At 70.1% G+C, this 13,907-nt stretch carries 11 protein-coding genes; 10 read left to right on the plus strand and 1 reads right to left on the minus strand.

The window, feature by feature from the left end:
• Positions 1–73: 73 nt before the first annotated feature.
• From MXD95_RS03515 to MXD95_RS03555, 9 genes are all read left to right on the plus strand, one after another.
• Positions 74–994: a glycosyltransferase family 2 protein gene (locus MXD95_RS03515; RefSeq protein ID WP_250639049.1), complete on the plus strand. Its 921-nt coding sequence runs from the start codon at positions 74–76 to the stop codon at positions 992–994.
• Positions 991–2,259 carry an acyltransferase family protein gene (locus tag MXD95_RS03520; protein WP_250639050.1) on the plus strand — a complete coding sequence of 423 codons (1,269 nt, stop codon included), beginning with the start codon at positions 991–993 and terminating at the stop codon, positions 2,257–2,259. The genes MXD95_RS03515 and MXD95_RS03520 overlap by 4 nt, the downstream gene beginning before the upstream one ends.
• A 351-nt stretch (positions 2,260–2,610) precedes the next feature.
• Complete coding sequence (locus MXD95_RS03525) at positions 2,611–3,096, plus strand: hypothetical protein (RefSeq protein ID WP_250639051.1); 486 nt, start codon at positions 2,611–2,613, stop codon at positions 3,094–3,096.
• Positions 3,097–3,199: 103 nt separating this feature from the next.
• Entirely contained in the window at positions 3,200–4,579 is a 1,380-nt protein-coding gene (locus MXD95_RS03530) for a glycosyltransferase family 4 protein (protein WP_250639052.1), read from the plus strand.
• An 88-nt stretch (positions 4,580–4,667) separates the two neighbouring features.
• Positions 4,668–5,396: a polysaccharide deacetylase family protein gene (locus MXD95_RS03535; RefSeq protein WP_250639053.1), complete on the plus strand. Its 729-nt coding sequence runs from the start codon at positions 4,668–4,670 to the stop codon at positions 5,394–5,396.
• Entirely contained in the window at positions 5,393–6,628 is a 1,236-nt protein-coding gene (locus MXD95_RS03540; RefSeq protein WP_250639054.1) for a glycosyltransferase family 4 protein, read from the plus strand. The genes MXD95_RS03535 and MXD95_RS03540 overlap by 4 nt, the downstream gene beginning before the upstream one ends.
• 383 nt (positions 6,629–7,011) lie before the next feature.
• Positions 7,012–9,717 (plus strand): DUF2206 domain-containing protein, encoded by a 2,706-nt coding sequence (locus MXD95_RS28805; protein ID WP_250639055.1) that lies wholly within the window; start codon positions 7,012–7,014, stop codon positions 9,715–9,717.
• The gene (locus tag MXD95_RS03550) at positions 9,714–11,168 is read left to right on the plus strand and encodes a lipopolysaccharide biosynthesis protein (RefSeq protein WP_250639056.1); all 1,455 of its coding nucleotides are present in this window, start codon (positions 9,714–9,716) and stop codon (positions 11,166–11,168) included. Before MXD95_RS28805 ends, MXD95_RS03550 begins: the two co-directional genes overlap by 4 nt.
• 28 nt (positions 11,169–11,196) lie before the next feature.
• On the plus strand, positions 11,197–12,426 hold the full coding sequence (locus MXD95_RS03555; protein WP_250639057.1) for a glycosyltransferase family 4 protein: 1,230 nt from the start codon (positions 11,197–11,199) through the stop codon (positions 12,424–12,426).
• On the opposite strand, the gene MXD95_RS03560 is transcribed toward MXD95_RS03555, so the two are convergent.
• Positions 12,401–12,592: a hypothetical protein gene (locus tag MXD95_RS03560; protein ID WP_250639058.1), complete on the minus strand. Its 192-nt coding sequence runs from the start codon at positions 12,590–12,592 to the stop codon at positions 12,401–12,403. The genes MXD95_RS03555 and MXD95_RS03560 overlap by 26 nt on opposite strands.
• On the opposite strand from MXD95_RS03560, the gene MXD95_RS03565 reads away from it, so the two are divergent.
• Positions 12,579–13,547, plus strand: a complete 969-nt coding sequence (locus MXD95_RS03565; protein WP_250639059.1) for a glycosyltransferase family 2 protein — start codon at positions 12,579–12,581, stop codon at positions 13,545–13,547. The genes MXD95_RS03560 and MXD95_RS03565 overlap by 14 nt on opposite strands.
• Positions 13,548–13,907: the final 360 nt, after the last annotated feature.

Below are 13,907 nucleotides of genomic sequence, written 5' to 3' on the forward strand. Positions count from 1 at the left end.
AGGGCCGTGACGCCAGAAACCGTCACGGAATCCGGAACGTCATGTCCACTCGTAGCCACAATGGGGGCCCAAGATGACGCAGCAGTCCATATCCGAGCGAGGCCAACCGATAGCGCCTGACAGCGCTTCCGGGCCCGCCGTCAAACTGTCCGTCATCATGCCCGTCTACAACGAGGAAGCGACCGTCGCGCGGGCCATCCGGCGGCTGCTCGACACCATCTACCCGTGCGAGGTCGAGCTGGTGGTGGTCGACGACGGCAGCACCGACACGACACCGCTGCTGCTCGAGGGCATCTCCGACCCGAGGATGCGGGTGCACCGCCACCTTTCCAACTTCGGCAAGGGCGCCGCGGTCCGCAGCGGGGTGCGACTGGCCACGGGCACACACGCCCTCGTCTTCGACGCGGATCTGGAGTACGCCCCGACGGACATTCCGGCGATGCTCGCGCCGGTCATCGCCGGGCGCTGCTCGTACGTGTACGGCGCCCGCCAGTTCGGCAACCACACGATCTACCCATCCTTCTGGTTCGCCCTCGGCAACAAGGTGACGACCTTCGCCGCCAACCTGTTGTTCGACGCGTTCCTCACCGACCTGCACACCTGCCTCAAGCTCGTGCCCCTCGACGAACTGCGGGCGATGAGCCTGCGTGAGCGTGGTTTCGGCCTGGACACCGAGCTGACCGCGAGCCTGCTCAAGCGGGGCGTGCGCCCCTTCGAGGTGCCGGTCAGCTATTACGGCCGTTCGCACGCCGAGGGAAAGAAGATTCAATGGCAGGACGGGGTCGAGTGCCTGCGGATTCTGCTGCGGGTCCGGCTGCGCGGCGATGGGGATGACGTGGTGGTCCCGCTGCCCGCCACCGCCGTCCCGCCGACGCGGGCCATGGTCGCGATGCCGTCCCAGCCGACCCGCGGTCGGGCGAGTAGCGCGGACACCTCCGATCTCGACTTCACTGGCGTGGTGGGCGGCGGCGTTCTGCGGTCGAGCCGACCGTGACGGAGACTCGGCGGGAGCCTGCGGCAGGCCACGCTGACAGCTCCGGCCGCCACATTGCCGGACTGGACGGGATGCGTGCGCTCTCCGTCATCGCCGTGCTCCTCTACCATCTGGACCTGCTCGGCGGTGGCTATGTCGGCGTCGATGTGTTCTTCGTGCTCAGCGGGTTTCTGATTACCGGTCTGCTGCTGGCCGAGTGGAACACCCGGGGCCGCATCTCCCTGCGTGCCTTCTATGTCCGCCGGGCGTTCCGGCTCCTACCCGCGTTCTACGTCTACGCGCTGCTGGGCGTCGCGTTCGTTCTGGTGGTTGGGGCCGAGGGGGGCTTGGGCGAGTATTCCGGTGGCCTGGCGAGCTCCGTGTTCGCGGTGAACAACGTGCACCGTGTCGTCGATCTTGACGGGGGTGGCGTATGGTTCGGCCAGACCTGGTCGCTGTCGGTCGAGGACCAGTTCTACTTCCTCTGGCCGGCCCTGTTCATTCTGCTGGTCGGGGCAAGCCGGCGCCGGCCGAGGGTCGGTGTTCTGCCCGTCCTCGCCGGCGCCGTCGTCGTGGTCGCGCTCTGGCGCATCGCGCTCGTCCTGATCGGCGTGGGCGGTCCCCGGATCTACCTCGGCCTGGACACGAGGGCCGACAGCCTCCTGGTCGGCGCCGCGATGGCCGTGTGGTTCGCGGGTGCGCGCGCCCATCCGACCTCGGCGAGCGCGGTCCGGTGGAAACGGCTCGGCATCCTCGGTCTGCCGGCCGGTGCCGCGTTGATTGTCTTTGCCTTCCTCGGGCCCGAACCCGGTCCGGCTGAACCGACCTGGATGGCCTGGGGCGGCTACACCCTGATTGCGCTGCTGTCCGGCGTGGTAGCCACGAGCGTGGTGAGCCAGCGCGGGCCACGGCTCTGGCTGCGGCTGCTGGACAACCGGGCGATGGTCCGTCTCGGCCGGATCTCCTACGCCTTCTACCTGTGGCATTTTCCGGTCTGCGACATCGCGAAGCAGCACGTGGACTCGCGTTTCGGCCCGGTTGCCATGGTGGTTTTCGCCCTCGCGGCGACCTATTCGCTCGCGTGGCTGTCGGCGCTGCTGGTCGAACGGCCCGCCGCCCGTCGCCGGCCCCGCTGGGCTGATGTCGGCGCGCGTTTCCCGGGCCTGGCTCCGGAACCCATCGAGGTCGTACCACCCCGTGCGGCAGCCGCCGCGGACACCTTCCCGCTGTCCCCGTCGCCGCTGTCCCTGTCGGCCCTGCCCTCGTCACCGAGGAACGTCACGTGAACCTGGCCGTACTTCGGTCCGCGTACGAGAACCTCTGCCGGATTTGTCCCGATGATGGCATCCCGATGGCTGTGCGGTGAAGACGTCCTTCTGCTGGCCGGCGGTTTCCCGATGACCTGTTTCCCGATGACCAAGTATGGACCACGGAGCGCGTCGTTGGATGACCTCGCGTACCCCACATTCCAGCGGGTGACCGTGTCAGGCTTGCTGCGGTATGCCTACGCTTTTCCGGTAGGATGGAAGCGCTGACCGGCATGGCGGGGGCGCGCGAAGGGGGGCGGCTGTGTCCAGCGATATGGCTAGCGTCATGGCTAGCGTCATAGCTAGCGCTGTGGCTGGCAGGCGATCCACATGGAGCTTCGCGCGTGTCGATCTGAGCTGCCGATGGCGGTGATATCCAGGGTGCGCCGGCATCCGGTTGTGCTGATTCCGGTCGTGGTTCTGCTGCTGGTCATTGTGGGCGTCGTAGCCGGGCGGTCGGGTGGGATGCGTCACCAGCTCTCACTGTCGTTCACTCGGCAGGACCCCCCTCTGACGGAGCTCTACTTCAACCGTCCTGACCTGATTGCCGCGGCCGGGCAGGGATCCTTTCCGCAGCCGTTGACCTTCGCCGTCCGAAACGACAGTGAGCAGGCTGTTACCAAGGATTACTCGGTCTCGCTGCGTTCCGGGTCGAACGTGCTACAGAAGTACACTGGAATCGTTCAGGTGGCCGGCCGGAAGACCACCACCAGTACCATCTCCCTCGTCGCTCCTCAGGGGGCCAAGGATTACACGGTCTCCGTCGTCCTGACTGAGAGTAATCAAACCATCTTCTTTCATGGCACCGTTCACTGACGCGCTGCCTGGATGGGCGTGAATCGTCATGCTGTTTGGTCACAGTAGTATCATCACCAGATCGCCCGGGGGCAAGCGGATTGCGTTCGTCAGTGATGCGGTCATGCCGTTCAACAAAGGCGGCAAGGAAAAACGCCTCGACGAGGTCGCCAGGCGGCTCGCCGCTGCTGGCCACGTCGTCGACGTGCACACGATGGCCTGGTGGCCGGGGCGTCGTCCGCTGCGCTCCGGCGAGCTGACGATGCACGCGCTTTCGCCGCGGATGCCGCTGTACAGCGGTACCCGCCGTTCGATGCGGCAGGCCCTGGTCTTCGGTCTGGCCACCTCGCGGCTGTTGTTCCGCCGGTTCGACGTTGTCGACGTCGACCACATGCCGTTCTTCCCGCTGTTCACCGCCCGGATGGTCTGTGCGCTTCGACGCAAGCCCATGGTGGCGACCTGGCACGAGGTGTGGGGGCGGGAGTACTGGCGCACCTACCTCGGCCCGCTCGGGGAGATCGCAGCCCTGATCGAGCGGCTCGCCGTGCGGATGCCCCATCACATCGTCGCCGTCTCCGAGCACACCGCCGAGCGCCTGCGCGGCCTGCTCGGTGCCACCTGCCCGATTACGACGATCCCGCTCGGGGTCGATCTCGCGCTCATCGACCAGGTCGAGCCCGCACCGCACGGTCCCGACGTGCTGTTCGTCGGGCGGCTGCTCGCCAACAAGAACGTGGACGTCCTGCTCACCGCGCTCGCCCAGGTGGAGCGGGAGACGGGCCGCCGCCTGACCTGCAGCATCGTCGGTGAGGGCCCCGAGTTGGGCGGCCTGCGCAACCTGGCCGGGCGGCTCGGCCTCGCCGAGCGGGTCACCTTCGCCAGCAACCTCTCCTATGCCGAGCTCTACGGCCAGATGAAGGCCAGCGGCGTGTTCGCGCTCCCGTCCATCCGCGAGGGGTTCGGCCTGGTCGTCCTCGAGGCCAACGCCTGCGGTGTCCCGGTGATCACCACGCGGCACCCGGACAACGCCGCGCGTCACCTGATCGACGAGGGGCGCAACGGCACGCTCGTCGACCCGCACGACGCCGCCAGCCTTGCCCGGGCGATCGTCACAGTCCTGGACACCCGTGCCTCGCTGTCTCCTCGCGAGCACCTTGACGCCCTGGAGCCCCGGCCCGACTGGGCCTCCGTCGCCGCCGCCGTCGGCAGTGTCCTTGTCGGCGAGGCCCTGGTCGACGAGGCCCGCATCGGCGCGATCACGCCGGTGGCTCCGTCCGCCGCCGTCCCCATCCCAGCGCAGGCCGCGCCGCCCGTGCCAGCCGCACGAGCCGCAGCCGTTCCTGCCGTCTCCGTCGCGCCTGTCACCTCGGTTGCACCTGTCACATCCACATCCGTCGGACCGGTTGGACCGGTCACCCCAACCGCTGCGGTGGCGCCGGTCATGCCCGTCCCGGCACCTCGCGAGGAGGCGGCCCTCGTGCTCGACGCCGAGGAGCCCTCGTGACCGTGTCCGTCCCCACCGCGGCGGTCGGCCCGGCCCGCGTGCCGACCGACACGCTGACCGCGTCCGCCGGCGGAAGGAGCCGTTTCTCGTGAGTGCGACCACCCCGGCTGTCTGGGTGACGACCAGCTGGGATGACGGGCACCTGCTCGATCATCGCGTGGCGCGGCTGCTGGCCGCCTATGACCTCCCGGGCACGTTCTACGTCGCGCCGCGCTCCGCGGACATCGCCCCCGAGCTGCGTCTCGGTGACCGGGGCGTGCAGGAGTTGGCCGAGCGGTTCGAGCTGGGCGGCCACACGCTGACCCACCGCAGACTGCCCGAGATGTCCGCGGACGAGGGGCGCGCCGAGGTCGTCGCCGGCAAGGACACCCTGGAGCAGCTCATCGGCGCCGAGATCACCAGCTTCGCCTACCCGTGGGGCGCCCACGGCCCCGACGATCTGGAGACCGTGGCGGCGGCCGGGTTCACCTACGCCCGGACCGTCCACCGCTTCGACACCACCCTGCCGGCCCATCCGCTGGCCGCGCGAACCACCGTGCACGCCTACCGGCACCTGAGTGACCTGCCGCGCCTGGCCATCCGGGCCGAGGTGACGCCGCGTCGCCGGGCGCGCCTGATGGCCGAGTGGGACGCGCTGGCCATCCATCTGTTCGACGAGGTCGCGCGCACCGGTGGGGCCTACCACCTGTGGGGGCACAGCTGGGAGATCGACAGGTTCCGGTCCTGGAAGCGGCTGGAGCGGGTGTTCGAATACATCTCGCGCCGTAAGGACGTCCGGTACGTCAACAACGGCGAGCTGGTCGGAGCGACCGGGTGACCGGGACGGCCCCCCGGGCTGGCGTGGTGCCCGTGGCGCAGGTGGTGTCCTATTACCCCCCGCACCTCGGCGGGATGGAGAAGGTTGCCGAGATCATCGCGGCCGAGCTCGCGGGTACCCGCCCGTCGACGGTTCTTACCACCCGGGTGGGTGCGGCCGGCGAGCCACACCTGGTGCGCCGCGGGAACCTGACGGTGCGCCGATATCCCGCATTCGAGGCGGCGCACACCCCGTTCGCTCCCGGTCTGCTGGCGGGCCTGCTGGGCCTGCCGCGGCGCGGTGTCGTGCACGTCCACGTCGCGCAAGTGCTCGTCCCGGAACTCGTCTGGCTGGCCTCCCGCCTGCGGGGCTGGCCGTTCGTCGCGCACTTCCACCTGGACGTCGACCCGTCCGGACCGCTCGGCGCCTTGTTCGTCGCCTACAAGAAGCTGCTGCTTGGCCGCACCCTGCGCGCCGCCGACCGGGTGCTCGTGCTCTCGCCTGAGCAGGCCGAGCTGGTCCGCGGCCGCTACCAGGTCCCCGAGGCGCGGATCGCGGTGATTCCGAACGGCGTGGAGGTCGCCTACTTCGATCTCGCCGCCGAGCGTTTCGCCCGCCTGGAGCCGAAGGCCGCCGACCGCGCCGAGGCCGGCGACACTGCTGGCGCTGCTGGCACCGGTGTGGCAGCTGACCTTGCTGCCGGGACGAGCCAGGTGCCCGAGGCGGAGCCGACGCCGATGCGGTTGCTGTTCGTGGGGAGGCTCGCGTCGCAGAAGAACGTGCCGCGCCTCGTCGAGGCGATGGCGCTGGTGCGCGGGCCGGTCGAACTGGTCGTGGCCGGTGACGGCGAGGACCGCGGCGCCGTCGAGGCGCTGGTGGCCGAGCGTGGGCTGACCAACGTACGGCTGGTGGGCGGCCAGTACGGCGCGGATCTGCTCGGCTGGTATCGCTGGGCGGACGCGTTCGCCCTGCCCTCGGAGAAGGAGGGCGTGCCGCTGGCGATGCTGGAGGCGATGGCGGCTGGACTCGCGGTGCTGTCCACGGACGTGCCGGGCTCCCGTGACCTGCTCGGCGACGCCGGGCTGCTCGTCGCGCCGGACGCCGCACACATCGCCGCGGGGATCGACGCGCTCGCTGCCGACCCCGCCGAGCGGCTGCGGCTGGGCCGGCGCGCCCATGCCCAGGTCGCCGACCGACGCTGGCCGGACCTCGTCGAGCAGATCGCCAAGATCTATGCGGACGTGACGCGGTGAGACGTCGCGGCGGCCACAACTCGGCGGAACAGGACACGCTGCGGATCATCCTGGGCCCAGAGGCGGCCGAGCTCGCCACTCGGCCGATGGTCCGCCCAGACCACGCGCGTCCCGAGTCCGCGTCCCGAGAACCGGCCGCCGCGAGCGCGCCCCCCTCCGCGCCTACGAGCGACAGCACCACGATGCTTCTCACTGTGATCCGACCATCGGACGACGACGGCGACCCTGAGCCCGAGCCGGCCTCCGAATCCGTCGACCCGGCGCGTACCCCGACCGCCGGCGCCGGTCCGCCCTCCGCCAGAGGCTCGGCACCCCGAAAGCCGGCACCCCGAAAGCCAAAGGGATGGCCCGAGGACTCGCTGGCGCTGGAATCGCCCGAGCCCGTGCCGGCGGTCCCAGCCTCGCCGAAACCTGCCTCGCCGAAGTTGGCGTCGCACGGCGCGGGGTCGTCGGCTCGGGGGTCGTCGACCGGGGAGCCGCCCGCCCGGCGGCCGGGCGAGCCACGCCGACCGCGGTGGTGGCGCAACGCCGATCTGCTGGTCGGGCTGAGTGGGCTCGCCGCGGCGGCGCTTGTCGCGCTCAACCCGGGGCTTGGACCGGTGGTCTTCCTCGCTGGGGTCTGGTTCGTCCTGGGTCTGCCGACCGCGCAGCTCTACGCCAAGGCGCCCTGGTCGACAGCGGACGTCGTCGAGCGGATCGCCTACAGCCTGGTCTCGACCCTGCTCATGCTGATGGTCGGCGGCCTGATCGTCAACACCGTGCTGCCCCTGGCCGGAGTGGACCGTCCGCTGGACCGGCTGCCGTTGTTCGTCACGCTGCTGGTGGTCAACGGGGCGCTGGCGCTCTGGCGGCGGGCCCGTTGGCGGGAGCTCGCCCGTACGGCCGGCGCGACCCTGGCCTGGCCTGGACGTCGCTCGGTGACGATCATCGTCGCGGCGGCGCTGTCCGTGGGTCTGGCCGTGGTCGGCGCGATCCGGCTCAACAACGGCGCCGGCGGCGGCGTCGTGCTGTTCATGCTGTTCTACGCCGCGGTCGTGCTGACCCTGCTCTACGTCTGGAACAACCGGCTTGGCCCGGGAACCGTCGCAACCGTGATCTATTTCATCGCGGCCGCGATGCTGCTGATGACCTCGCTGCGCGGCTGGTATGTCACCGGCCACGACGTCCAGCGCGAGTACGCCGTGTTCGAGCTGACCAGCGGTTTCGCCGACTGGAGCATGGCGCGCTACCCGGATGCCTACAACGCCTGCCTGAGCATCACGATCCTGCCGACGGTGCTGGCGCGGCTCACCCGGATCTTCGATCCCTATGTTTACAAGCTGCTGTTCCAGCTGCTGTTCGCCTACACCGCGGTCGCTGTCTACCGGATCACTCGGCGCTTCCTGTCCAACCTGTTGGCCATCACCGCGGCGATCTACTTCCTGGCGTTCCCGACCTTCTTCACCGACATGCCGTTCCTCAACCGGCAGGAGATCGCGTTCCTGTTCGTCGGCGCGGCCCTGCTCGCGGTCACGAACGCGGGGATCTCCCGGCGCCGTCGGCAGGTGATGCTCGCGGTGTTCTCCGTCGGGATGGCGCTGTCGCACTATTCGACGACCTACTTCTTCCTCGGCGTGCTCGCCTGCTACCTGTCGCTTCGGGCGATCTCCGGTCCCGTGGGCCGAGTCACCCGCTGGCTGGGGCCGCGGATCCCGGTCCGGGACGGGCTGCGGCCGCGCCGACGGCCCCATGTGGCGGATGGATCGCCAGTGTTCGCGGCCGCGGCGCGGCCTGCGCCCTCGCCGGAGCTCGCGCCCTCACCCGACGAACCGTGCGAACAGGACACTCCCGAGCCCAGGGCGGGCGCGCTCGCGCTGCCCGGCCTGCTGGGGGTCCTCATCCGCCGCCCGCGGTTCCTGTCTCGGCTGCCGGTCCTGCGCCGCCGCCGCGGCCAGGCTGACCGAGCGGGCCGCCCGCGAGGCGGCCGGCCGGTCGTGGGCCTGGCCAACGTCGCGTTCCTCGCCGTCGTCGTCGTGATCTGGACCGGTGCGATCACCGGGACGTCAGGCGGCGTGGCCATGACGCTCAAGGAATCGATCGGCGGCCTCGTCGGCAGCAGCGCATCCGAGTCGAAATCGTCGGACGTGTCGTACAGCCTGGTCGGGTCCGGGGCGGTCGACCCGGCACAGCGGCTGGCGGCCTACCGGGCGGTGACCCTCGCCCAGACCGGTGGGACGAACCGGGCGCAGATCTACTTCAGCACGCAGGAGCTGGACCGCTACCCGACGCGGCTCGTGCCGGTCCAGACCCTGCCGACCGGCCCGGCGGGCCGGGTGCTGGACTCGGTCGGCTTCCCGACTGACGCCCTGAACACCCTGCTGCGCCAGGGTGCCGCCCGGATGCTTCAGCTGTTCGTCCTGATCGGACTGATCGCCGCGCTGGTGAACAGCAGGCGGCGCGGTTTCCGGCCGAGCCGGGAGTACTTCCTGCTCGCCTGTGGCAGCTTCGCCATGCTGGTCGGTCAGGTGGTGCTGCCGGCCCTGTCGGTCAACTACGGCATTCTTCGGGCATTCCAGCAGGGCTTGTTCACCCTTGGGCCGTTCCTGGCCTGGGGAAGCGTGGCGGTGTTCCTCCGGTTCGGCCCGCGGTTCGCCGTGCGTGCCGCCGCCGGGGTCGCTCTGCTGTTCTTCCTGTCGCTGACCGGCTTCTTCTCGCAGCTGCTCGGCCGATATCCGGCGCAGCTGAACCTGAACAATGCCGGGACGTATTACGACATTTATTACACGCATCCGCAGGAGATCGCCGCCGCGGACTGGCTCAAGGCCGTCATGAAACAGTATCCCGCCAGTTCCGGTGGAACGGCCGCGCAGACCGATATATTCTCGAGGGACCGGCTGAACACCGCGACCGGACTTCCCCTCGAGGACGGGCTGTACCCGACCCAGCTGCGCCGGGATCTCTACCTCCTCGTCGGAACGTCCGTGGTCAGGACCGGGGACGCCGCCCTGTCGTATCAGGGGGACATTCTTACCTACCGGTATCCGGAAGCGTTGCTGAACGACACGAAGAACCGCGTCTACGACAATGGTTCCGCCGAGGTGTACCGATGACCGATTCCGTGACCGTACGTTCGACGACCGTGAGCCCGGCGACCCCGAGTTCCACCGGGGCGGTGGCGCCGGCCGCCGGACACAAGCGGCACGCCGCGCCCGCGTCCGTGAGCTCGAAACTCGTCCAGAACTCGAGCTTTCTCATGCTCACGACGCTGCTGTCCGGCTGCTTCGGCTTCGTGTTCTGGATCGTCTGTGCCCGGCTCTACTCGCCGGACGAGATCGGGAAGGCGACCTCGCTGATCGCCGCGACGTCGCTGATCGCATACTGCAGCCAGCTGGGCCTGAACACGGCATTCGCGCGCTTCCTGCCGACCAGCGACGAGCCGGAGCGCCTGATCAGCGGCAGCCTGGTGCTGGTGGTGCTGGCCGGTTTGGTGATCTCCGGCGGGTATGTCCTGCTGCTGCCGCACATCGCGCCGAAGCTTGCTTTCGTCCACGACAACCTCTGGTATGCGGTGGGCTTTGTCGTGCTCACCGCGACCCTGGCCCTGAATCTGCTTACCGACGCGGCCTTCGTCGCCCAGCGCAGCGCGCATCTCAACCTCATCATCGACGGCGTCGCGCAGAACTGCCTGAAGCTCGCGCTGCCGTTCCTGCTCGTCAGCGTCGGAGCGTTCGGGCCGTTCGCGTCGACCGGGCTCGGCGCGGCGCTCGCGGCGGCGATCAGTGTGGTGCTGATCCTGCGCCGGATCCGGCTGCGCCTGCGGCCGCGCGCCGATCTTCCGGTGCTGCGCCAGGCGATGGGCTTCGCCGGGGCGAACTACGTGGCGAGCCTGCTCGACCTGCTCCCGACGCTGGTGCTGCCCATCCTGATCCTGAACAAGCTCGGCTCCGCCGAGGTCGGCTACTTCTACGTCGCGTTCCAGATGGCGAACCTGCTCTACGCGGCCGCCTACGCCGTCGCCCCGGTGCTGCTGGTGGAAGGGTCGTCGGCGGACGTCGACATGGCGGCGCTGCGGCGCCACTCGCTGGGCTTCCTCGCGATTTTGATCGTCCCCTCGGCGGCGGGCCTCGCGCTGCTGGCGGGGCCCGTGCTGAGCGTCTTCGGCGCAAGCTACCGGGACCAGTCCGCGACCGCACTGGTCGTGCTCGCCGCGGCGGCCATCACGGTGACGCTCAACAGCTGGGCGTCGGCCCTGCTGCGGATCCAGGGCAAGCTCTGGAGCATCCTCATCTCGAACATCATCTTCGCCGGGGGTGCCTGCCTGCTGACCGCGCTGCTCGTGCGCGACGGCATCGTCTGGGTCGCCCTGTCCTGGCTGATCAGCAGCGGCGCCGCCGGTCTGTACGGGATGTGCGCGGTCTTCCTGACGCCGAGCCGGGCCCCGGACTGGCCAGATGACGAACTGACCCTGCGCCTTGCGGTCCTCCCGCGAGGCGGCACCGGACCGTCGGCCCTGCCCGCGACCCGCGACGAGCCGGATGGCGAGCAGGACGATCTCGCGTGAGCGGGCAGACGAAGGAGATGCGACGCGCATGATCGACCAAGCGGTCCTCGCTGGCCCGGTCCTCGCCCCCGCCGGGCGCGGCGGGCGTCCGGTCATCGCCGTGGCGACTCCGCACTACCGGCCGATCGTCGGCGGTCTCGAGCGGTACGCCGAGCGTGTGGTGCAGGCGATCCGCGAGAGCGACGACCTCGACGCCCTCGTCATCACCTCCAACCCGGACGGGCCACGCACGTCCGTCGACATCGCGTTCGGCTACCAGGTGGTCCGGCTGCCCACCTTCGCGACGTTGTCCCGCACGCCGATCAGCCCGTTCTGGACCGAGCAGATCCGGCGGATCTACCTGCGGCACGGGGTGGCGCTCGTCCACGCGCACTCGCCGGTGGCGGGGCTCCCGGACCAGGCCGTCCTCGCGGCCGGTCGGCGTCCGGTGGTCGTCACCTACCACAGCGGTTCGATGGTGAAGGGGGACCACGTCCTCGATCCGGCGCTGCGTGGCTACGAGAAGGTGATCCTGCCGCGACTGTTCGCCCGGGCCGACACCCTGGTGGCGGTCTCGTCGACCTCGCTCGCCGCTGCGTGCGCCGGGGCCCGCACGATCCCTCCTGGTGTGGACACGCGGAGCTTCGTCCCCGCCGCCGAGCCGCGGTACGACGTGCGCTCGGTCCTGTACGTAGGTTCGGTGGACGACTCGACCCGTTGGAAGGGACTCGACACCCTCATCGAGGCGCTGGCCCTGGTCCGCTGGGCCGGCGTCGACGCCCATCTCGACGTCGTCGGCCCAGGCGGGGCGACGGACACCTACCGGCGCATCGCCGCCGGAGTCGGGGCGGCGGACGCCGTCCGATTCCACGGCCCGCTGCACGGTGACGAGCTGCTGCGGACCTATCAGGATGCGGGGGTCGTCGTGCTGGCGTCTCGGTCCGAGGCCGAGTCCTTCGGCATGGTCCTCGCCGAGGCGATGGCCTGCGCACGGCCGGTCATCGGCAGTCGCGCGGGCGGCATACCGTCGGTGTTCGACGATGGAGAACAGGGATTCCTCGTGCCGCCCGGTGATGCCCGGGCGCTGTCCGAGGCAATCGTGCGTGTGCTCGGCGACCCCGAGCTTGCCGCCCGGCTCGGCTCAAGCGGCCGGCGTCGGGTCGAACAACACCTGACCTGGGACCGGGTGATTGCCGCCTACCTCGACATCTACCGGGAACTGCTGGCTGCCGGACCTCGGCCGCGTCGTCGGATCAGCTCCCTGGGTGGTGCCCGGTGAACGCGTTCTCACGGGCCTCGATCCCGCAGAGCCAGCCGCCGGCCAGCTCGCCCTCGGGCGTGGCAGCGCCGACCGAGCGGACCGACACGGCGCCCCCGGTCGCCGCAGCAGCCTCGGTGTCAGTGGCAGCCTCGGTGTCAGTGGCAGCCTCGGTGTCAGTGGTCATCCCGACCGTCGGGCGGCCCTCGCTGCGCGCCGCCGTCGCCAGTGCGCTCGCGCAGGACCCGGCGCCGCTGGAGGTGGTCGTGGTCATGGACCTCCCGCGGCCCACCGATGGCGTGGCTGCTGATGGCGTGGCTGCCGATGATCCGCGGGTCCAGGTGCTCTGGACCGGAGGCCTGGCGGGACCTTCGGGTGCGCGCATGGCCGGTGTCGGGCAGGCGCGTGGGGAGATCGTCGCGTTCCTGGACGACGACGACGAGTGGCTGCCCGGGAACCTCGCGGCGCGGCTGGCGGTGTACCGGGAGGCGGCGATCCGGGTGCGTCATCCGGTGATCGCCTGCCGGGCCGAGGTGGTGGGCCCGGACGACGAGCCGCACGGGGTGCATCCACGCGAGGGGTACGGCGGCGAACAGCCGTTGGCCGAGTACCTGTTCCGCCGGCGTGGGCTGCGCGGGCTGGGGTTCGTCCTCGGCGCGTCGACCCTGCTCTGCGGTCGGGACCTGCTCGCCGAGGTGCCGTTCGACGTCGATCTCGCCCTGCACGAGGACTGGGACTGGCTGTTGCGGGCGACCGGCCGGCCGGACTGTCGGCTGACGATGGTGGCCGACCCGGGCGTGCGCTACCGGCTGAGCCCGGCGCACGGGTCGGCGTCGCGCCCCCACGGTGGATGGTGGCGTGGCGTGCGGCTGGCCGACGACCGGTGGGGCCTGACCGGGCAGGCCCGCGGTGACTATCTGCTCGGTATCCCCGCCGGGATGGCCATCGAGTGCGGAGACCGGCGTGCGGCCCTGCGCATCGCGCGGATGGCGCTGACCGGACCCCGCGCCCGCCAGGCCCGCCCGGGTTGGGTGGCCTGGGGCGCCTTCGCGGTACAGATGCTGGCGCCCGGGCCGCTGATCGCCATGGTCGGCCGGCTGCTGGGACGAGGCCCAGCACTGCTGCGCGCACGCCGCCGTTGAGCCGCGTCACGTTGAGCCGTGCCGCCCTTGATCCGTGCCATCCCTTGGTCCGTGCGCGACGCGGGTAGATGTCGGGTAGATGTCGGGTGGGTGTCGGGTCGATGGATGCTCGCGGCGCACGGGCGCGGGACGGATCACGAAGGGTGACTGAATCTTCGGCGTCGCCGCTTGGTTCGTTCAGTGGTACGCACCACCGTATTCACGGACGCTCTGAAACATCTAGATCAGTGTGGTACCTTGCCAATAGTTCGACCGCTTTCCGGTGCCGTGGGCGTGGAGATCAGGTCGACACTGTTCGGGGGTGAACACGATCTTTTCTGTTGCATGTCGTGATGTCACCTATCGCCGCTCCCGTGAATC

This window comes from Frankia sp. AiPa1, from assembly GCF_023243075.1.
In the GTDB taxonomy this organism is placed as follows: domain Bacteria; phylum Actinomycetota; class Actinomycetes; order Frankiales; family Frankiaceae; genus Frankia.